This is a genomic window from Halobacterium hubeiense, assembly GCF_001488575.1.
GTDB classification, from domain to species: Archaea; Halobacteriota; Halobacteria; order Halobacteriales; family Halobacteriaceae; genus Halobacterium; species Halobacterium hubeiense.
In genome coordinates, this window is record NZ_LN831302.1 from 2187045 (window position 1) to 2206000 (window position 18956).

General features: G+C 68.0%; 19 protein-coding genes. 13 read left to right on the top strand and 6 right to left on the bottom strand.

Annotation, left to right across the window (positions count from 1 at the left end; genetic code table 11):
* The first annotated feature begins 143 nt into the window (after positions 1-143).
* Together prf1 and HHUB_RS11595 are read left to right on the top strand one after the other, a co-directional pair.
* Positions 144-1394, top strand: coding sequence for a peptide chain release factor aRF-1 (gene prf1 / locus HHUB_RS11590; RefSeq protein WP_059057762.1), 1251 nt, complete (start codon positions 144-146; stop codon positions 1392-1394).
* Between the two features lie 347 nt (positions 1395-1741).
* The gene (locus tag HHUB_RS11595) at positions 1742-2011 is read left to right on the top strand and encodes a DUF7571 family protein (protein WP_059057763.1); all 270 of its coding nucleotides are present in this window, start codon (positions 1742-1744) and stop codon (positions 2009-2011) included.
* A gap of 65 nt (positions 2012-2076) precedes the next feature.
* On the opposite strand, the gene HHUB_RS11600 is transcribed toward HHUB_RS11595, so the two are convergent.
* Complete coding sequence (locus tag HHUB_RS11600; protein WP_059057764.1) at positions 2077-3072, bottom strand: radical SAM protein; 996 nt, start codon at positions 3070-3072, stop codon at positions 2077-2079.
* A gap of 119 nt (positions 3073-3191) precedes the next feature.
* Between HHUB_RS11600 and HHUB_RS11605 the strand changes: the two genes are divergently transcribed.
* A complete protein-coding gene (locus tag HHUB_RS11605; RefSeq protein ID WP_059057765.1) occupies positions 3192-4289 on the top strand; it encodes a DUF373 family protein in 1098 nt (365 codons plus the stop codon).
* On the opposite strand, the gene HHUB_RS11610 is transcribed toward HHUB_RS11605, so the two are convergent.
* From HHUB_RS11610 to HHUB_RS11625, 4 genes are all read right to left on the bottom strand, one after another.
* Positions 4286-5128 carry a polyprenyl synthetase family protein gene (locus tag HHUB_RS11610; RefSeq protein WP_059057766.1) on the bottom strand — a complete coding sequence of 281 codons (843 nt, stop codon included), beginning with the start codon at positions 5126-5128 and terminating at the stop codon, positions 4286-4288. The two genes, HHUB_RS11605 and HHUB_RS11610, sit on opposite strands and share 4 nt — an antisense overlap.
* A gap of 159 nt (positions 5129-5287) precedes the next feature.
* Positions 5288-6265 (bottom strand): electron transfer flavoprotein subunit alpha/FixB family protein, encoded by a 978-nt coding sequence (locus tag HHUB_RS11615; RefSeq protein ID WP_059057767.1) that lies wholly within the window; start codon positions 6263-6265, stop codon positions 5288-5290.
* Complete coding sequence (locus tag HHUB_RS11620) at positions 6262-7062, bottom strand: electron transfer flavoprotein subunit beta/FixA family protein (RefSeq protein WP_059057768.1); 801 nt, start codon at positions 7060-7062, stop codon at positions 6262-6264. Before HHUB_RS11620 ends, HHUB_RS11615 begins: the two co-directional genes overlap by 4 nt.
* Before the next feature lie 84 nt (positions 7063-7146).
* The gene (locus tag HHUB_RS11625; protein ID WP_059057769.1) at positions 7147-8301 is read right to left on the bottom strand and encodes a helix-turn-helix transcriptional regulator; all 1155 of its coding nucleotides are present in this window, start codon (positions 8299-8301) and stop codon (positions 7147-7149) included.
* A 208-nt stretch (positions 8302-8509) separates the two neighbouring features.
* Here HHUB_RS11625 and HHUB_RS11630 point away from each other — a divergent pair, with 208 nt between their 5' ends.
* Both HHUB_RS11630 and HHUB_RS11635 read left to right on the top strand, forming a co-directional pair.
* Entirely contained in the window at positions 8510-9718 is a 1209-nt protein-coding gene (locus HHUB_RS11630; protein ID WP_059057770.1) for a DUF7096 domain-containing protein, read from the top strand.
* Between the two features lie 46 nt (positions 9719-9764).
* Positions 9765-10226, top strand: a complete 462-nt coding sequence (locus HHUB_RS11635) for a type IV pilin (RefSeq protein WP_197570624.1) — start codon at positions 9765-9767, stop codon at positions 10224-10226.
* 3 nt (positions 10227-10229) lie between these two features.
* Here HHUB_RS11635 and HHUB_RS11640 read toward each other — a convergent pair whose 3' ends face one another.
* Entirely contained in the window at positions 10230-10865 is a 636-nt protein-coding gene (locus HHUB_RS11640; RefSeq protein WP_059057771.1) for a methyltransferase domain-containing protein, read from the bottom strand.
* 104 nt (positions 10866-10969) lie between these two features.
* Here HHUB_RS11640 and ahaH point away from each other — a divergent pair, with 104 nt between their 5' ends.
* From ahaH to HHUB_RS11680, 8 genes are read left to right on the top strand one after another with little or no spacing between them, the layout of a single operon-like run.
* Positions 10970-11302: an ATP synthase archaeal subunit H gene (gene ahaH, locus HHUB_RS11645; protein WP_059057772.1), complete on the top strand. Its 333-nt coding sequence runs from the start codon at positions 10970-10972 to the stop codon at positions 11300-11302.
* Positions 11289-13487: a V-type ATP synthase subunit I gene (locus HHUB_RS11650; protein ID WP_059057773.1), complete on the top strand. Its 2199-nt coding sequence runs from the start codon at positions 11289-11291 to the stop codon at positions 13485-13487. The genes ahaH and HHUB_RS11650 overlap by 14 nt, the downstream gene beginning before the upstream one ends.
* Positions 13488-13492: 5 nt before the next feature.
* Positions 13493-13762: an ATP synthase subunit K gene (locus HHUB_RS11655; RefSeq protein WP_059057774.1), complete on the top strand. Its 270-nt coding sequence runs from the start codon at positions 13493-13495 to the stop codon at positions 13760-13762.
* 21 nt (positions 13763-13783) lie between these two features.
* Positions 13784-14371, top strand: a complete 588-nt coding sequence (locus HHUB_RS11660; RefSeq protein WP_059057775.1) for a V-type ATP synthase subunit E — start codon at positions 13784-13786, stop codon at positions 14369-14371.
* Complete coding sequence (locus HHUB_RS11665) at positions 14368-15417, top strand: V-type ATP synthase subunit C (RefSeq protein ID WP_059057776.1); 1050 nt, start codon at positions 14368-14370, stop codon at positions 15415-15417. Before HHUB_RS11660 ends, HHUB_RS11665 begins: the two co-directional genes overlap by 4 nt.
* Complete coding sequence (locus HHUB_RS11670; protein WP_059057777.1) at positions 15414-15758, top strand: V-type ATP synthase subunit F; 345 nt, start codon at positions 15414-15416, stop codon at positions 15756-15758. The genes HHUB_RS11665 and HHUB_RS11670 overlap by 4 nt, the downstream gene beginning before the upstream one ends.
* Positions 15755-17506: an ATP synthase subunit A gene (locus tag HHUB_RS11675; RefSeq protein WP_059057778.1), complete on the top strand. Its 1752-nt coding sequence runs from the start codon at positions 15755-15757 to the stop codon at positions 17504-17506. The genes HHUB_RS11670 and HHUB_RS11675 overlap by 4 nt, the downstream gene beginning before the upstream one ends.
* Positions 17506-18924 (top strand): ATP synthase subunit B, encoded by a 1419-nt coding sequence (locus HHUB_RS11680; protein ID WP_059057779.1) that lies wholly within the window; start codon positions 17506-17508, stop codon positions 18922-18924. The genes HHUB_RS11675 and HHUB_RS11680 overlap by 1 nt, the downstream gene beginning before the upstream one ends.
* The last annotated feature ends 32 nt before the right edge of the window (positions 18925-18956 follow it).

Below are 18956 nucleotides of genomic sequence, written 5' to 3' on the forward strand. Positions count from 1 at the left end.
TATCGCGTACGCAGAGCGGCACTTAAAGCGTTGGGCGGGTTTCGGGGCTCCCACGCCTCGACGGCCGGCCAGCGAGCCGACGGACGCCCCGGCGACCCCCGAGGTCAAAGGTTACTTACGCGCACGTCGGCTATCTTCGGGTAATGAGCGAGCAGGAGGGCGCACCGTCCGAGGACCGCCGAAAGTACGAGTTCCAGAAGGTCATCGAGGACCTCAAGGACTACACCGGGAGCGGCACCCAGCTGGTGACCATCTACATCCCCCCGGACAAGCAGATTTCGGACGTCGTCGCCCACGTCACGCAGGAACACTCCGAAGCCTCCAACATCAAGTCCAAGCAGACCCGGACGAACGTCCAGGACGCGCTGAAGTCCATCAAGGACCGACTGCGGTACTACGACACGTTCCCGCCGGAGAACGGCCTCGTCGTCTTCTCCGGCGCCGTCGACTCCGGCGGCGGCCGCACGGACATGGTGACGGAGGTTCTGGAGTCGCCGCCCCAGCCCATCGAGTCGTTCCGCTACCACTGCGACGACGAGTTCCTCACCGAGCCCCTCGAGGAGATGCTCGGAGACAAGGGCCTCTACGGCCTCATCGTCCTCGACCGCCGCGAGGCCAACGTCGGCTGGCTGAAGGGCAAACGCATCGAGGCCGTCAAGTCCGCGTCCAGCCTCGTCCCCGGCAAACAGCGCAAGGGCGGCCAGTCCGCACAGCGGTTCGCCCGCCTCCGGCTGGAAGCCATCGACAACTTCTACCAGGAGGTCGCCGGGATGGCCGACGACCTCTTCGTCCCGAAGCGCCACGAACTCGACGGCATCCTCGTCGGCGGCCCCTCCCCGACCAAGGACGAGTTCCTCGACGGCGACTACCTCCACCACGAGCTTCAGGACTCCGTGCTCGGGAAGTTCGACGTCTCCTACACCGACGAGTCCGGCCTGAAGGAACTGGTCGACCGCGCGCAGGACACGCTCGCGGAAGCCGACCTGATGGACGACAAGTCCGACATGGAGGAGTTCTTCAAGGAGCTCAACGGCGGCAACCTCGCCACCTACGGCTTCGAACCCACCCGGAAGAACCTCGTCATGGGCTCGGTGGAGACACTGCTCATCTCCGAGGACCTCCGCAAGGACATCGTCACCTACGAGTGCCCGAACGGCCACGAAGAACGCGAACTCGTCGGCCAGCGCGCCGACACCCCCGACCACACGTGCTCGGAGTGCGGCGAGGACGCGGAAGCCGCCGAACGCGACGACGCCATCGACCACCTCATGGAAATCGCCGACCAGCGCGGCACCGACACCCACTTCATCTCCACCGACTTCGAGAAAGGCGAACAACTGCTCACCGCCTTCGGCGGGATTGCCGGGCTGCTGCGGTACGGCACGGGCGTCTAAAAGCACTTTTTGCTGTGGGAGGGCGCCGAAGGCGCCCTCCCGGGCAAAAACTTGCGGAAAAAGCACTCCTCCTTCCCGCCGCTCGCTTCGCTCGCTTTGGTCAGTCGTCGGCCTGCGCTCACTCGCTTCGCTCGTTCGCGCAGTGAACCGCTCGCCTCGGGCTCTCCGAGCCGCTCACGGGTCGCCACGCTCCCCGTTCGCGCAGACCGAGGCGCTCGTTCCTCGCGCCTCGCGCCACTCGGCTCGCGGATGCTGATTTTGCTTGTGGAGATGTTCGTCGACAGTCGCCATTTCGCCGGCAGGGACAGGTACTTGTGACGCGGTCACATGGACCAAGACGCATCGCTATGAAACCGTGCCAAAACTGTCAGACGGTCATCGACGAGTACGTCTTGGACAAAAAACTCGAACCCCTGCGCGATTTGACAGTCGACGACTTCAACGTCTGCGCGAACTGTGCGACCGTCGTCGACGACGCGTGCGTGGAGTGTGGCGGCGCGGTGTACGTTCCCCGAGGTGACTCGAACGTCCCCGACTTCTGCCCGGCCTGCCGCTCCGAGCGCATCGAGCAGACGGGCCACGACCCCGGCTGGCACCGCGACCCGATCTCGACCTGAAGCGCCGGCCGGCGCTACCGCTTTTCGACCACTTCTGCTCGACGCCCAGAAGAGAACGACCCGAGCTACGCCAGCGGCGTCCGCTCGACTACCTGCCCGTCGTACGTCGGGTACTGTTCGACGATTTCGCCGCTGTCCACGTCGCCGTCCTCGACCATCTCTTCGAGCAGCCACCACGCCACCTCGACGTGGTTGGACTTCACCGTGTAGAACTCCTCGGGAACGCCGAGTTCCTCGATGCGCTCGGGGCTGACCGTCGTCTTCCCGTAGACGAGCGTACCGTCCTCGGTGACGTCGTCGAACTCCCGGCGGACGTTCCGGGCCATACGCTTGAGCCGCGAGCGGTGCTGGGCGGCGTCCTTGAAGACGCTCGTGCAGAAATACACCTTCTCGTGGTCGGCCATCTCCTCGAGGATGGCGTCCTTCGACCCGTCCACGGCGCTCATGTGGTCCTCCTGCAGCTCGAAGCCCTCGTCCTGCATGCGCTCGTAGTTGCCGTCGCTCATCTCGAACTCGTTGACGTTGCAGAACTCGGCGGCGCCCTCGTCGAGGAAGTCGAGGAATTCCGTCTCGGCGCGGATGCCGGGAATCTCGAACGCGGGCGTCAGGCCCTCCTCGCGGGCGATGTAGAGGATGTCCTCCCACTCGGTGCCGTGGAGGTCGCCCCACTGTTCGACCGGCGGGTGGAACCGAATCTCGTCGAGGCCCGCCTCGCTCAGGCGGCGCATGTTCTCGCGGCCGCCCGTGATGCCCGTGTAGAGGTGCGTGTGGTGGTCCTCGCCGAACTCGTCCTTGAGCAGGCGGAGGTACCGGCACGTGCGGTCCAGCACTTCCTGCGGCTCGCCGCCCGTAATCGAGGTGCCGAGCGCGTCCATCAGCTTCGCCTCGTTGATGATGTCCTCGTCGTCCTCGACGGGGCGCTCGTTGGCGTACACCTGCTGGACGTTCTTCCGGTTCTCGCCCAGTGGGCAGTAGAAGCAGTCGCGCTGGTCGCAGTACCCGTAGACGAAGAGCACCATCTTCCCGCCCTTCGCGCACTGCTCGCAGCCCTTCGAAATCATTCGTTGGAACACGTCTACTCCCCGAAGGCTGAAAAACCGTGCGAATCGGGGTGGACGAACGTCCGCCTCGGTGTGGGCTCCCGAAAGCAGTTATACCGCCCACTCGTACCTTCCAGCGAATGCTGCTCGTGCTGTGCGTGGACCTCGACGACGACCTCGGCCGGAAGACCGGCGTGCCGACGCCGGTGGTCGGCCGCAACGAGGTCGAACACGCCGCGGTGTCGCTGGCGGAGGCCGACCCCGAGGACAGCGACGTGAACGTCCTCTTCGAGGGCGTCCACCTCCACGACCAGTACAGCACCGACGAGGAGGTGGAGGTCGCCGCCGTCACCGGCCTCGAACGCGGCGACGTCGCCGCCAACCGGAAAGTCGGCCGCGAAGTCGACGAGGTGCTGGCGAGCATCCAGAGCGACGACCCCGTTCGCGCGGTGGTCGTCACGGACGGCGCGCAGGACGAGTCCGTCGTCCCCGTCATCCGCTCTCGGGTGCCTATCGACGCCGTCAAGCGCGTCGTCGTGCGGCAAGCCCAGGACCTCGAGTCGATGTACTACACGCTCAAGCAGGTGATGAACGACCCCGAGACCCGCGGGACGCTGTTGGTGCCGCTGGGCATCCTGTTGCTCATCTACCCGCTGGCGGTGCTCGCGGACGTGCTCGGGCTCCCGGGCGCAGTCCTCGGGGTCTCCTCGGCAGCGGTCGGACTGTACGCGCTGTTCCGCGGGCTCGGCCTCGAATCCACCGTGGACGCCGCCGTCGAGCGCGTTCGCTCGGGCCTGTACACGGGCCGCGTGACGCTCATCACGTACGTCGTCGCGGCCGCCCTGCTGGTCATCGGCGGCGTCGAGGGAATGAACCAACTCGCGGCCGTCCGCGAGAACACGTCCGGGTCGCTGGCACCCCCGACGGTCGTCGCGGCGCTCACGTACGGCGCCGTCCGGTGGTTCGCGGCGGCGGGACTCACCACGAGCCTCGGCCAGGTCACCGACGAGTACCTCGCCGAGCGGTTCCGCTGGCGGTACCTGAACGCGCCGTTCTACGTGCTCTCCATCGCCGCGGTCCTGCACATGCTGTCGGCGTTCTTCCTCGGGTACGTCACGCTCACCGAACTCGCCGCGGTGCTGACGGCGGGCACACTGGTGAGCGTGCTCTCGACGCTGACGTTCGCCGTCGTCGAGTCGTGGCGCGCCGACCGGAAGGGCGGCCCGGACGCCGCCTAGGCTTCCCGCGAGACAACGAACTCCGCGAGGTACTCCAAGTAGTCGTAGGCTTCGCCGGCCGGCAGGTCGAGGCTGTCGAGGGCCTCCATCGCGCGCTCGCTCTCGCGCTCGGCGAGCGCGTTCAACTCCGCGGGCGACCGGTCGGTGACCCGGACGATGCTCGGCCGGTCCAGCTCCTCGTCGATGCCCGCGGGCTTCCCGAGGTCCTCGCTGGCCGCGGTGGCGTCGAGGACGTCGTCCCGAATCTGGAACGCGACGCCGACGCGCTCGGCGTACTCTCCGAGCGCCTCCACCGAGCGGCCGTCGGCGTCCGCCGCGACCGCGCCGAGTTCCGCGGCCGCGCGGAACAGCGCGCCCGTCTTCCGGCGCGCCAACTCCATGTACTCCTCCTCGGTCTCCGGGCGGTCCACGAGTTCGATGGCTTCGCCCTCGCCGAGTTCCACGAGCGCGTCGGTCACGCACTCCATCGCGCGGGGGTCCCGGGAGAACAGCGCGAACGCCTCCCCGAGCAGGCCGTTCGACGCGACGAGCGCGGGGCCGTGGTCGAACGCCGCCCACGCGCTGGCCTTCCCGCGGCGGAGCGCGGACTGGTCGATGATGTCGTCGACGACCAGCGAGGCGTTGTGGACGAGTTCGATGCCGACCGCGAACCCCATCGCGTCCTCGCTGTCCCCGCCCGCGGCCTCGCAGACGAGCACGGTGAGCGTCGGGCGCACGCGCTTGCCGCCCGCGAGCACGACGTGTTCGAGTTCGTCGCTGAGCTCCGACGGCTCCACGGCCGCGACGGTCTCCGCGAGCCGCTGCTCGATGGCGGCGCGGTGCGCCTCCACGTACTCCATTACTCGTCTCTCGGGGATTCGCGCGGAAATATATGACGGGATTCGGCAGTCCACGCCGGCTACGCGTCGCTCGTCGGCCGACAGAACTGGAGGGAAGAGCGCTCAGGTGGGGCGCTACCTCAGACGCTCGCCGCAAAAATCTATGCTAAAAAGACCGCCTCAGACGCTCGGCGGCTCCCCGCCGAACTCCTCGATGAGCGCGGGCACGACGTCGAAGAGGTCGCCGACGACGCCGTAGTCCGCGATGTCGAAGATGGGCGCGTTCGGGTCCGTGTTCACCGCGATGATGGTGTCCGCGCCCTTCATCCCGGCGACGTGCTGGACGGCGCCGGAGATGCCGATGGCGAGGTAGACGTCCGGGGTGACCTGCTTGCCGGACTGGCCGACCTGCCGGTTCTTCGGGAGCCAGCCGTTGTCCACGATGGGGCGCGACGAGGACAGCGTCGCACCGGTCACCTCGGCGAGTTCCTCGACGAGTTCGAGATTCTCCTCCTCCTCGATGCCGCGGCCGATGGAGACGAGGAAGTCCGCGTCGGCGATGTCGACGTCGCCGCCGCCGACCTCCTCGAAGCCCTTCACCTTCGACCGGACGGCGTCCTCGTCGACCTCGAAGTCGAATTCGCTGACTTCGGCGTCGCCGACGCCCTCGGCGGGCGGCCACTCGCCGCCGCGAATCGAGACCACGAACGGTCCCTCCGCGACGTCGACGGTGGTCTCGACCTTCGAGCCGTACATCTCGCGGGTGACTTCCAGCGTGCCCTCGCTGTAGTCGAGGCCGACGGCGTCGGAGACGTACGGCCGGTCGAGCCGCGTGGCGACCGCGGGCGCGTAGTCGAGGCCGTTGACGCTGTTCGGCGCCACGACGAACTCGGGGGCGAGGTCCTCGGCGATCGCGGTGAGCGCCTGCGCGTAGACGTCGTGGTTGAACTCCTCGCCGTGGGCGACCGTGTGAATCCGGTCGACGCCCTCGCGGTCGAGGTCCTCGGCGAACGACTCGACGTTCCCCGAAATCACGGCCGCGTGGAGGTCGCCGCCCGCGGCGTCCGCGAGCTCGCGGCCCGCCGAGAGCAGTTCGAGGCTGACGTCGCGCAGGTCGCCGCGGCGGTGGTCGGCGACGACGAGCACGTCCGAGGTCATTCGCCGACCACCCCCTTCTCGCGGAGGACGTCAGCGAGCTTCGCGGCCTGCTCGCCGGCGTCGCCGTCGAGGTACTGGGCGTCGCTCTCGGTCTCGGGCTCGTACATCGCGGTCACGTCGAGGCTGCTGGCGACGTCCTCGGCGCCGAGCCCGACGTCGTCGAGGGTCTGCACGTCGATTTCCTTCGACTGGGCCTGCCGGATGCCCCGGAGGCTGGCGTAGCGGGGCTCGTTGATGCCCGTCTGGATGGCCAGCACCGCCGGGAGTTCGACGTCGGTGAGTTCCTCGACGCCGCCCTCCAGTTCGCGGCGGACCGCGGCGACGCCCTCCTCCAGCACGTTCTCGGTGTCGAGGGCGTTCACGACGGCCGCCCACTCGAAGCCGAGTGTTTCGGCGAGCGCGACGCCGGTCGCGCCGAAGCTGTCGTCGTTGGCCTGCACCCCCGAGAGCACGAGGTCGGGGTCCTCGTCCTCGACGACGGCGGCGAGCAGTTCGGCCTTCGTCTCGACGTCGAGCAGTTCGACGTCCTCGATGGCGTCGTCCCAGACGCGGACCGCGCGGTCGGCGCCCTTCGCCAGCGCCATCCGAATCGTCTCCTCGCTTCGCTCCGGGCCGATGGTGACCGCGACGACTTCGACGTCGTCGCCGGCCTCCGCGAGCTGGACGGCCTCCTCGACGGCGTAGTCGTCCCACTCGTTGAGGTCGTAGTCGAGGTACGTCTCCTCGATTTCCGTGCCGGAAATCTCGAAGTCGTCCTCGACAGTAGCGACCTCCTTGACGGTGACGAGAACCTTCATCGTCCGTGAGTGCTCCGGGACGCAGGTAAACGTTTTCGGAACCGCGAGGAGCGCGCGAACAGTTTCTCCGGCGGCCGCCGGGGGCTACTCCTCGTCGATGCCGTTGTCGACGCCCTCGCCGGGCAGCGAGATGAGGTTCTCGCGGCCGATGCGGAGCTTCTCGACGCGGCCATCCTCGGCCATCGAGGACAACAGCTGGGAGACCTTCGCGGTCGACCAGCGCGTCTCCTCGACGATTTCGGACTGCTTCATCCGGCCGCCGTGCTCGCGCAGCAGACGCTCGACGCGCTCCTCGTCGCTCAACAGCTCGGGGTCGGTCGGCTCGGAGTCGGCGTCGTCGGACGCACCGGACGCGGCCGGCTCGGCCGCGGCGCTACCGGCTGCTGCGTCCGCGTCGGCCGCCGACTCCTCGGCTTCCGACTCGGACTCCGCAGAGAGTGCCTCCCGTACACGACTGGCGACGGCGCGCCGGACGTCGCGTAGCCACGGAACCGGCCGCTCGTCGCCGTCGCGGTAGTACGCCCACACCGTCGCGGCGCCCGCGAACAGCGCGAGCACGCCGACCGCGACGAGCACGACCATCGAGACGCCGACGACGCTGTCGTTCTCCGTGAACACCGCGAACGGCCTGTCGGCGTCGAACGTGTGCGGGCCCGACCAGCGGTAGCCGTTTTCGACGATGCTCGTCGGCGGCAACACGTTCTCCGTGTCGTAGCCCTCCGGCGAGCGGAGCGTCAGCGTCTGGTTCGGCGCGAGGTCCCCGAACCACTGCGTGGAGAACGAGTCCACGACCACTCGGTCCTCCTCGACGCGCGAGAAGTTCGTCCACGTGAACCGGAGCGAGAGCACGCCCGTGGTGTTGTTCCCGGCTTCGACGACGCGCGAACTCCGGCTGGCGTTCCGGATTTCCATCTGCCGACCGACGCGGTCGCTGACCGACGGGACGACCGCGCGGAACACGTCCACGGAGAACTCGGTGTCCGCCGCGCCAGCCTCGAACCGGCCGCGGAGCTGTTCGAACGCCGCGGTGGCGTTGTCGTCCTCGAGGGAGTACTTCGAGGAGACGGTCCAGCGAGCCGCGCCGTCGGACTGAATCTGGACGGTGATGTCGACGCCCGACGGCGACGACGCGGCGTCTTCTTGGAGGGCGGCCGACTGCGGAGCGGGCGCTCCGACTGCACCGGCCACGGGCACGGCGAGGAGACAGACGACGGCGACGAGGAGGGCGGCCTGCCGCATACCAGTTCCGTCCACCCCGCTCGTGCAAAGTATTTTCTATCCGGCGGAATCCGCCAGTTCACCGACCGCACGGCCCAGCCCTCGCTCCCGACAGTCGTTACGGCGGGCTGACAGGTGATACCGGCCAGCGGTGACGACGCTTCGCCGGGACTCGGCCGCGTTCGTCGTCTCCGCATCGTTTTTGTCGGGTGCGGCCGAACGCGTTCCCATGTCCCGCGTTCGCCCCGCCCTCGCTGCCGTCCTCCTCGTGGTCGCGACGACGGCCACGCTCGCCGCCAGCGGCGGCGTCGCCGCGCCCGTCGAACCCGGCGACGAACCCGTCGTCGGCACGTCAGAGCAGTCCGCGCACGTCCTCCTACTCACCGAAGCGAACACGGCGGCGTACAACGAGCCGCGCGCGTCCGTCACGAGCACGCTCGAATCCGGGCACGCGACCCTCGGCACCGACCTCCGGCTCGCGACGGTCGAACAGCGCCTCGACGCGGCCGACAATCGGTCCGCCCGGCGCGAGATTCTCCGGAACGCCACCGACGAGGCCGCCGAGCGCGTCGCGGCGCTCCGAGAGCGCGCGACCGCCGCTCACGACGCGTACCGGAACGGGGAGCTGTCCACCGGCTCGTACGTCCGCACGCTCGGCACGATTCACGCGGAGGCCAGCAGCCTCTCGACGACGCTCGGGCGGACAGCCAGCGGGGGGTCGCTGTACAACCACGCCATCAGCGATAGCTTCTCCGAAATCGGCACGCGGGTGTACCGCCTCCGCGCACAGCTGGCGACCGTGCAGGGGCCGGTCCGGGAGCACGTCGCCGACGTCGTCCACGGCAACCGCGAGCAGGTTCGCGTCCACGTGACCGCCGGCAACGGCGTGATGCTCTCGACCATCGACGACGGCACGTACGTCCGCGAGACCGTCCGCCCCGACAACGTCGAGGAGACGCTCGGCGGCGACTTCGCCGACGCGTCGACGGTCATCCAGTCGAAGTACCCGTGGCTGTCGAACAACTCGCGGTCGCCGAGCATCATCGAGACCCGGGGCGGGTACGCCTTCTACTACCGCGCGAACTACGGCCACGGCCAGATTACGGCGTACATCGACACGACGACCGAGAAGGTCTACGCCGAGCGCCACCAGCAGACGCTCGCCCAGCTCCCCGCCGACGTCGAACAGCGGGACACGGCGAACAACGTGACGCTGTCCACGTCCCGGACGTACGCCGGCGGCCCGCTGCTCGTGCGGGCGGAGAACGAAGCCGGCGAGCCCATCGACACGACCGTCTCGCTGAACGGGACGTCGGTCGGTGACACCGGCGACGACGGCCGGCTCTGGGTGTTGAGTCCCGCGGGCGAGTACAACGTCGCGACGGTACACGACGGTGCGGCGCTGGAAGTCAACGTGACCGCGCGGCCGGCGCCGTAGCGACCTGTCCGAGTGTTCTTGTAGGAGGACGGGACCACTGGAGCGCGTGCCTCGCGGCTACGCGCCCGTCGCAGTCGTGCTCCTGCTCGCGGTGACGGTCGTTGCCGCGGCAGCCGTCGCGACCGCGGTTCCTGCGCTCCCCGGCGACCCACCGCCACAGCGCGGCGTCGCCGCCGACGCGACCAGCGACGGCCGCGTCCAGGTGACGCTACACGCCGGAGAGTCGATAGACATCGAGAGTGCGACCGTCCGCATCGCGGTCGACGGCGAGCCGCTGGCCCACCAGCCGCCCGTGCCGTTCTTCGCGGCGCGCGGATTCCACGGCGGGCCGACCGGCCCGTTCAACGTCGCCGCCGACCAGTCGTGGGCCGTCGGCGAAACCGCGTCGCTGCAGGTCACGGGAACCAACAGCCCCGCGTTACGAGTGGGCGCGACGCTCACCGTGCGCGTGCTCGTGGACGGGCGAGTCGTCGCCGTCGGCGAGACGACGGTCGAGAAGACGTCGTAGGCGTCAGTCCGAAGCGTGCTCGTCGGGGGCTCGCGCGAGCGTGACGATGGCGCGCGGACTCCCGGGCTTGGCCTGCATCACGTGGTGTTCGACGTCCACGAAGCCGGCTTCCGCGAACATCCGGTCAGCCTCGTCCTCGTCGTAGAACAGCATGATGGCGTCCGCGACCTTCTGGAACACCGTCGAGTTCGGGTAGTCCGGGCCAACCACGACGGTCCACTCCCCGGGCTCGAGCACGCGCCGAATCTCGCGCAGGCCCTCGACAGGGTTGGGCCAGTACTCGATGGAGCCCGACGACCACACCGCGTCGAACGTGTTGTCCTTGAACGGCAGGCGCTCGGCGTCCCCGTAGTGGAACGCCACGGGGTCGTGCTTGCCGAACTTCTCGCGCGCCTTCGCGAGCTGGTGGCGGCTCTGGTCGAGGCCGTAGACGTCGTCGGTGTACTGGAGGATCCCCTCCGTGCCGAACCCGGTGCCACAGCCGACGTCGAGCACGCGGTCGTCGGCGTCGAGATCGAGCATCGCCAGCGCCTCGTCGCGCATCTCCTCGTTCCACACGAACGGGTTGACGCGGTCGTACACCTTCGAGAGGTACTTGTAGAAGGTGCGGGCGCGCGCCTTGTCTTCGAGGACTCCCATTACCCCGGAATTGCGCCCGAAGACGCATAATAGCTTGCGTTAGCGCCCGCGAACTTCGCAACTACCATATAGGCCGTGGCCAAAGGTCCGCCCGGTAAGAGTGTATGCCAAGGCCAGAGGTTCTTGAAGACATCAAATCGGCTGAATCGGACGCCGACGACATCGTGGCCGAGGCGGAGGAGGACCGCGAGCAGCGGTTGTCCGAAGCCCGGAAGCGGGCCGATGAAATCCGCAGCGAAGCGGAAGAGGAGGCCCGCGAGCTGAAAGAACAGCGACTCGAAGAGGCACGCGAAGACATCGAGGCGGAACGCAACCGCATCCTCGAGGAAGGCGAGGCCGACCGCGAGCAGCTCGAAGCCCTCGCCGAGGAGAACGAGGAGGACGCGGTCGCGTACGCCGTCGAACAGTTCGAGGAGGCGGTACATGCTCAGACCTGAGCGCATGAGCAAGGTGTCGGTGACGGGCTCGAAGCGCGTCATCGACGACGTCATCGAGACGATTCACGACCTCAACCTCGTCCACCTCTCGGACTACGACGGCAAAATCGAGGGGTTCGACAACGGCAACCCGATGGAGGGCGCCGACGACGCCTCCGAGAAGCTCGTCACGGTGCGGTCCCTTCAATCGACGCTCGACGTCGACGAGGCCGACGCCGGCCCGACCCGCATCGTCACCGACGAAGCCCTCGAGACGGAACTCGAGGAGATTCGCGTCGAAGTCAACGAGCTCGACGACCGCTACGGCGAGCTCGAGGACGAGCTGCGCGACGTCGAGGAGCGCATCGACGCCGTCGAGCCGTTCGCGGACCTCGGCATCGACCTCGACCTGCTCGGCGGCTACGACAGCCTGCAGGTCGCGGTCGGTGAGGGGAACGCCGACGCCGTCCGCGACGAACTCCGGACCGCGGAAGCCATCGAGGCGTTCGAGGTCTTCGAGGGCGACGACACGCTGGCGGTGTTCGCGTACCCGCGCGGCGACGACCCGGACGCGCTCGACGACGCGCTCGTCGGCGTGGAGTTCGGGCGACTGGAGGTCCCGGACGCCGAGGGCAGCCCCGAGGCGTACGTCGAGGACCTCCGCCACGAGCGCGACACCGTCGAGTCGAAGCTCGACAGCGTGGAGAGCGAGCTCGACGACCTCCGCGTGGAGCACGCGGGCTTCCTGCTGGCCACCGAGGAGAAGCTCTCCATCGACGTCCAGAAGGCCGAAGTCCCGCTGCAGTTCGCGACAACCGAGCGCGCGTTCGTCGCCGAAGGGTGGATTCCCAGCGACGAGTACGCGACGTTCGTCGAAGCGATTCAAGACGCGGTCGGCGAGCACGCCGCCGTCGAGGAGCTCGAACAGGCGGACTACGAGGCGTCCGGCCACGGCCACCACGGCCCCAGCGACGAGCCGGAGCCCGTCACCGACGACGCGGACGCCGAGACCGCCACGGACGGCGGGACGGCCGCCGACTTCGACGAGGACGACAGCCCGCCGGTCATCCAGGACAACCCCAGCGTCGCGCGGCCGTTCGAGGCGCTGACGGAGGTCATCAACCGACCGAAGTACACGGAACTGGACCCGACAGTCGTGCTGTTCCTGACGTTCCCGGCGTTCTACGGGTTCATGATCGGCGACCTCGGGTACGGCATCCTGTACGCCGCCATCGGCTTCTGGCTGTACCGCAGCTTCGACAGCGAAATCCTCTCGAAGCTCGGCGGCGTCGCGATGTGGGCAGGTGGATTCACGGCCCTGTTCGGCGTGCTGTACGGCGAAATATTCGGCCTCCACCTGATCACTGAGTACGTGTGGCACGGCGCGCTCGGCCTCCCCGACGCGCCCCTGAAGAAGGGGCTGCACGTCGGCGCGTTCGCCCAGCTCTGGCTCGCGGCGAGCCTCGTGTTCGGTATCGTCCACCTGGGCATCGGCTACCTGTTCGGCTTCGTCAACGACCTGAAGTCCCACGGCGCCCGCGACGCGATTACGGAGAGCGGCGGCCCGATGCTGCTGATGGTCGGGTTCGGCGTCTGGCTGTTCAGCAGCCACCTGCAGGGCGAGAGCGGGCCCCGTCCCGAACTGCTGTACCGCGTCGTCGAACTGCCGGCGTCGGTCGGCATGGCGGCGCTGGCCGTCGCGCTGCTCGGCCTCGTGCTGGTCGTCATCGGCGAGGGCGTGGAAGGGCTCCTCGAGAGTCCGACGTACGCGCTCGTCAACACGGTCTCGTACACGCGGATTGCGGCGGTCTTGCTCGCGAAGGCGGGCATGGCGTACGTCGTGAATCTGCTCGTGTTCGGCGCCTACGAGGTCGAGACGCACGGCGGCGGCACGGTCGAATACATGTTCGGCCTGTTCGAAATCGCGCAACCCGCCCACGAAACACACTTCATGTTGTTCAGCACCGCCACGCACGGCGGCGAGGTGCTGTTCCCCGGGCTGATTCACTCCGGTGCGGCAGGAATGGTCGCCGGCGCCCTCGTGATGGTCGTCGGCCACCTCCTCGTGCTCGCGCTCGGCGTCACATCGGCCGGCTTACAGACGCTACGCCTCGAATACGTGGAGTTCTTTAACAAGTTTTATGAGGGCGGTGGCGAGAAGTATCACCCGTTCGGCTACCAGCGAAACTACACCACTGAGGACTAATTGACATGATCGAGACACTCCCCGAATTCGCCACGATTGCACAGGAAACGGCTGGCAGCAGCCCCGTCATCACCCCGCAGTCCGCGGCCGCACTCGCAGTCGGCCTCGCCGCTCTCGCCGCAGGGTACGCGGAGCGCGGCATCGGTAGCGCCGCCGTCGGCGCCATCGCGGAAGACCAGGACCTCTTCGGCTCCGGCCTGATTCTGACCGTCCTCCCGGAGACGCTGGTCATCCTCGCGCTGGTCGTCGTCTTCGTCGTGCCGTCCGCGTACTAACACCGCGCCCTCTCTCCATCTATGAGCTTGGAAACAGTAGTTGAGGACATTCGAGACGAGGCCCGCGAGCGCGCGAAGGAAATTCGGTCGGATGCCGAATCGCGCGCCGACGAGATCGTCGCGGACGCCGAAGCCGACGCCGAGGAGATTCGCTCTGACGCCGAGGCCGAAGCCGAGCGCGAGATCGAGCGGGAGCGCGAGCAGCGCCTCTCCAGCGCGAAGCTCGAGGCCAAGCAGATGCGCCTCGAAGCGCGCCGCGACGCCCTCGAAGACGTCCGCGAGACCGTCGAAGAGGAGATCGCCGCCATCGACGGCGACGACCGCGAGGAACTCACTCGCGCCCTCATCGACGCCGCGGCCGACGAGTTCGACGCCGACAGCGACGTCAGCGTCTACGGCCGCGCGGACGACGAGGCCCTCATCTCGGACATCCTCGACGACTACGACGGTTACGAGTACGCCGGCGAGCGCGACTGCCTCGGCGGCGTCGTCGTCGAAAGCGAGACGTCCCGGGTCCGCGTGAACAACACGTTCGACTCGGTCATCGACGACGCCTGGGAGAACAACCTGAAGGAAATCAGCGCACGCCTCTTCGACGAGGAGCAATGAGCGTGTACGGGTCGGCAAACTACGAGTACGTGGTCGCCCGCGTCCGCCACCGCCGAGCCAGCCTGTTCAGCGACGACGAGTACCGGAAACTGCTCCGCATGGGCACGGGCGAAATCGCCCGGTTCATGGAGGAAACCCAGTACGAGGACGCGGTGAACGCGCTGGGCTCGCGGTTCAGCGGCGTCGATCTCGTCGAGCACGCGCTCAACGAGACGCTCGCCAGCGACTTCCAGGACTTGCTGCGGTACAGCGAGGGCCGGCTCTACGAGCAGGTCGTCCGCTACCTCCGCAAGTTCGACGCGTGGAACGTCAAGACCGTGCTGCGCGGGCTCTACTCGGACGCCTCCGAGGCGGAGGTCCGCGAGGACCTCATCGACGCCGGCGAGTTCGAGGACGAGTTCCTCGACCGGCTGGTCGCCGCCGAATCCATCGAGTCCGTCGTCGAGCTGCTCGACGACACGCTGTTCGAGACGTACCTCGAGGGCGCGTTCGAGGCCTACGAGGAGTCCGGGACGCTGGTCCCGCTGGAGAACGCGGTCGACCGCGCGTACTACGAGAACCTCGTGCCCGACGCGTCCGCGCGCGGCGAGGCCGCGCAGCTCTACCGGGAGTTCCTCGAAGCCGAGATCGACTTCCGGAACGTCCGGAACGCGCTGCGGCTGGCGCGCTCGGGCGCCGACGTCGACCCCGCCGAGTACTTCATCGACGGCGGCGCGCTGTTCGACCGGAAGGAGGTCGGGCAGCTCGTCGCGGACCGCTCGACGCTGGTCAGCCGCATCCGCGAGAGCAAGTACGGCGACGAGCTCTCGCGGGCGCTCGACGAGCTGGAGGACGCCGAGAGCCTCATCGGCTTCGAGCACGCCCTCGACCGGGCGCTGCTGGAGTACTCCGACCACCTCTCGTACGTCTACCCGCTGTCGGTGTGCCCGGTGCTGGCGTACATCCTCGCGAAGGAGCGCGAAGTGGACAACATCCGCGCCATCGCTCGCGGCCGCGAGGCCGGCCTGAGCGAGGCGGAAATCGAGGAGGAGCTGATCATCCTATGAGCCAGGAGATTGCCGTCGTCGGCAGCCCGGACTTCACCACCGGGTTCCGGCTCGCGGGCGTTCGGAAGTTCGAGAACGTCCCGCAGGACGAGAAAGACGAGGCGCTCGACGACGCTGTCGAGTCGGTGCTCGAGGACGAGGACGTCGGCATCGCAGTGATGCACGACGACGACCTCGACGCGCTCTCGCGGCAGGTCCGCGAACAAGTCGAGACGAGCGTAGAGCCGACGTTCGTGACCATCGGCGGCGGCGCCGCCGGCGGGAGCGGACTGCGCGACCAGATCAAGCGAGCCATCGGCATCGACCTGATGGCCGAAGAAGACGAAGAATCCAACGAATGAGTCAAGCAGAAGAAATCACTGACTCCGGCGTAATCGAGAGCGTGAGCGGTCCGGTCGTGACCGCCACGGACCTCGACGCCCAGATGAACGACGTCGTCTACGTGGGCGACGAAGGCCTGATGGGCGAGGTCATCGAAATCGAAGGCGAAGTAACAACCATCCAGGTCTACGAGGAGACCTCGGGCATCAGCCCGGGTGGCCCCGTGGACAACACGGGCGAGCCGCTCACCGTCGACCTGGGCCCCGGGATGCTGGACTCCATCTACGACGGCGTCCAGCGCCCGCTGGACGTCCTGCAGGGCGAGATGGGCGCGTTCCTCGACCGCGGTGTCGACGCGCCCGGCATCGACCTGGAGAAGGAGTGGGACTTCGAGCCCGCCGTCGAGGAGGGCGACCACGTCGAGGCCGGTGACGTCCTCGGCACCGTCGACGAGACGGTCAGCATCGAGCACAAGGTGCTCGTGCCGCCGCGCAGCGACGGCGGCGAGGTCACCGAAATCGAGTCCGGCGAGCACACGGTCGACGAGCCCGTCGCCGTCCTCGACAGCGGCGAGGAAATCGCGATGCGCCAGGAGTGGCCGGTTCGGCGTGCGCGTCCCTCGAAGGACAAGCACACGCCGCGGACGCCGCTCGTCACGGGCCAGCGGATTCAGGACGGCCTGTTCCCGCTCGCGAAGGGCGGGACGGCCGCGATTCCGGGGCCGTTCGGTTCCGGGAAGACGGTCACCCAGCAGCAGCTCGCGAAGTGGTCCGACGCGGACATCGTCGTCTACATCGGGTGCGGCGAGCGCGGCAACGAGATGACGGAAGTCATCGAGGACTTCCCGGAGCTGGAGGACCCCCAGACCGGGAACCCGCTGATGGCGCGGACGTGCCTCATCGCGAACACGTCGAACATGCCGGTGGCGGCCCGCGAGTCCTGCATCTACACGGGCATCACCATCGCGGAGTACTACCGCGACATGGGCTACGACGTGGCGCTGATGGCCGACTCCACCTCGCGGTGGGCCGAGGCCATGCGCGAAATCTCCTCGCGGCTGGAGGAGATGCCGGGCGAGGAGGGGTACCCCGCGTACCTCGCCGCTCGCCTCGCACAGTTCTACGAGCGCGCGGGCCTCTACACCACCCTCAACGACGACGAGGGGTCGGTGTCCGTGGTCGGCGCGGTCAGCCCGCCGGGCGGGGACTTCTCCGAGCCGGTCACCCAGAACACGCTGCGCATCGTGAAGACATTCTGGGCGCTGGACGCGGACCTCGCCGAGCGCCGGCACTTCCCCGCCATCAACTGGAACGAGTCGTACTCGCTGTACAAGGACCAGCTCGACGACTGGTGGCGCGAGAACGTCTCCGAGGACTTCCCAGAGGTCCGGCAGTGGGCCGTCGACGTCCTCGACGAGGAGACCGAACTGCAGGAGATCGTCCAGCTCGTCGGCAAGGACGCGCTGCCGGACGACCAGCAGCTCACCCTCGAGGTGGCCCGCTACCTCCGCGAGGCGTGGCTCCAGCAGAACGCGCTCCACGACGTCGACACCAACTGTGAGCCCGCGAAGACGTACAAGATGCTCACGGCCATCAAGACGTTCAACGACGAGGCCTTCGACGCGCTCGAAGCCGGCGTCCCGGTCGACGAGATTCAGAACGTCGACGCGGCGCCGCGGCTCAACCGCATGGGCGTCCAGGAAGACTGGGACGAGTACATCGAGGAGCTGAAAGACGACCTCAGCGAGCAACTACGGGACCTCTACTAATGAAAGAGTACAAGACAATCTCGGAAGTCAGCGGCCCGCTGGTGTACGTCGACATCGACGAGCCGGTGGCCTACGACGAGATGGTGGAAATCGAGACGCCCGACGGCGAAGTCAAGCGCGGTCAGGTGCTCGAGTCCAGCGACGAGTTCGTCGCGATTCAGGTCTTCGAGGGCACCGAGGGCATCGGGCAGGACGCCTCGGTGCGGTTCCTCGGCGAGACCCTGAAGATGCCCGTGACCGAGGACCTCCTCGGTCGCGTCCTCGACGGCTCCGGCCAGCCCATCGACGGCGGCCCGGACATCGTGCCCGACGAGCGCCGCGACATCGTCGGCGAAGCGATCAACCCCCACGCCCGGGAGTACCCCGAGGAGTTCATCCAGACGGGCGTCTCGGCCATCGACGGCATGAACACGCTCGTGCGCGGGCAGAAGCTCCCCATCTTCTCGGCGTCCGGCCTGCCTCACAGCGACCTCGCGCTCCAGATTGCGCGACAGGCCTCCGTCCCGGAGGAAGACGAGGGCGACGACGAGGACAGCGAGTTCGCGGTCGTCTTCGGCGCGATGGGCATCACGGCCGAGGAGGCCAACGAGTTCATGGACGACTTCGAGCGCACCGGCGCGCTCGAACGCAGCGTCGTCTTCATGAACCTCGCGGACGACCCCGCCGTCGAGCGGACGGTCACGCCGCGGATGGCGCTGACCACGGCGGAGTACCTCGCCTTCGAGAAGGACTACCACGTCCTCGTCATCCTGACGGACATGACCAACTACTGCGAGGCGCTCCGCGAAATCGGCGCGGCCCGCGAGGAGGTCCCCGGCCGCCGTGGCTACCCCGGGTACATGTACACGGACCTGGCGCAGCTCTACGAGCGCGCCGGCCGCATCGAGGGTCAGGACGGGTCTATCACCCAGATCCCCATCCTCACGATGCCGGGCGACGACGACACCCACCCGATTCCGGACCTCACGGGGTACATCACCGAGGGACAGATCATGATGGACCGCGACTTGGACAGTCAGGGCGTGACGCCGCCCGTGAACGTCCTCCCGAGCCTCTCGCGGCTGATGGACGACGGCATCGGTGAGGGCTTCACGCGCGAGGACCACGGCGACGTCTCCGACCAGCTGTACGCGGCGTACGCGGAGGGTGAGGACCTCCGCGACCTCGTGAACATCGTCGGCCGCGAAGCGCTGTCCGAGCGCGACAACCTCTACCTGGACTTCGCGGACCGCTTCGAGGACGAGTTCGTCGACCAGGGCTTCGACACGAACCGCAGCGTCGAGGAGACGCTGGACATCGGCTGGGAACTGCTCAGCCTCTTCCCGAAGGAGGAGCTCAACCGCGTCGACGAAGAGCTCATCGAGCAGTACTACGTCGAGGACGAGGCCGAGGCCGAAGAGGCCGCGGCCGCCGACTAACCGCCGCGCTCGCGGCGTGCCGTCCACGAATC

Excerpts from the sequence above, each read along its gene's own strand:
- prf1 (WP_059057762.1), top strand. The coding sequence starts at position 144 with ATGAGCGAGCAGGAGGGCGCACCGTCCGAGGACCGCCGAAAGTACGAG.
- HHUB_RS11595 (WP_059057763.1), top strand. The coding sequence starts at position 1,742 with ATGAAACCGTGCCAAAACTGTCAGACGGTCATCGACGAGTACGTCTTG.
- HHUB_RS11600 (WP_059057764.1), bottom strand. The coding sequence starts at position 3,072 with ATGATTTCGAAGGGCTGCGAGCAGTGCGCGAAGGGCGGGAAGATGGTG.
- HHUB_RS11605 (WP_059057765.1), top strand. The coding sequence starts at position 3,192 with ATGCTGCTCGTGCTGTGCGTGGACCTCGACGACGACCTCGGCCGGAAG.
- HHUB_RS11610 (WP_059057766.1), bottom strand. The coding sequence starts at position 5,128 with ATGGAGTACGTGGAGGCGCACCGCGCCGCCATCGAGCAGCGGCTCGCG.
- HHUB_RS11615 (WP_059057767.1), bottom strand. The coding sequence starts at position 6,265 with ATGACCTCGGACGTGCTCGTCGTCGCCGACCACCGCCGCGGCGACCTG.
- HHUB_RS11620 (WP_059057768.1), bottom strand. The coding sequence starts at position 7,062 with ATGAAGGTTCTCGTCACCGTCAAGGAGGTCGCTACTGTCGAGGACGAC.
- HHUB_RS11625 (WP_059057769.1), bottom strand. The coding sequence starts at position 8,301 with ATGCGGCAGGCCGCCCTCCTCGTCGCCGTCGTCTGTCTCCTCGCCGTG.
- HHUB_RS11630 (WP_059057770.1), top strand. The coding sequence starts at position 8,510 with ATGTCCCGCGTTCGCCCCGCCCTCGCTGCCGTCCTCCTCGTGGTCGCG.
- HHUB_RS11640 (WP_059057771.1), bottom strand. The coding sequence starts at position 10,865 with ATGGGAGTCCTCGAAGACAAGGCGCGCGCCCGCACCTTCTACAAGTAC.
- ahaH (WP_059057772.1), top strand. The coding sequence starts at position 10,970 with ATGCCAAGGCCAGAGGTTCTTGAAGACATCAAATCGGCTGAATCGGAC.
- HHUB_RS11650 (WP_059057773.1), top strand. The coding sequence starts at position 11,289 with ATGCTCAGACCTGAGCGCATGAGCAAGGTGTCGGTGACGGGCTCGAAG.
- HHUB_RS11655 (WP_059057774.1), top strand. The coding sequence starts at position 13,493 with ATGATCGAGACACTCCCCGAATTCGCCACGATTGCACAGGAAACGGCT.
- HHUB_RS11660 (WP_059057775.1), top strand. The coding sequence starts at position 13,784 with ATGAGCTTGGAAACAGTAGTTGAGGACATTCGAGACGAGGCCCGCGAG.
- HHUB_RS11665 (WP_059057776.1), top strand. The coding sequence starts at position 14,368 with ATGAGCGTGTACGGGTCGGCAAACTACGAGTACGTGGTCGCCCGCGTC.
- HHUB_RS11670 (WP_059057777.1), top strand. The coding sequence starts at position 15,414 with ATGAGCCAGGAGATTGCCGTCGTCGGCAGCCCGGACTTCACCACCGGG.
- HHUB_RS11675 (WP_059057778.1), top strand. The coding sequence starts at position 15,755 with ATGAGTCAAGCAGAAGAAATCACTGACTCCGGCGTAATCGAGAGCGTG.
- HHUB_RS11680 (WP_059057779.1), top strand. The coding sequence starts at position 17,506 with ATGAAAGAGTACAAGACAATCTCGGAAGTCAGCGGCCCGCTGGTGTAC.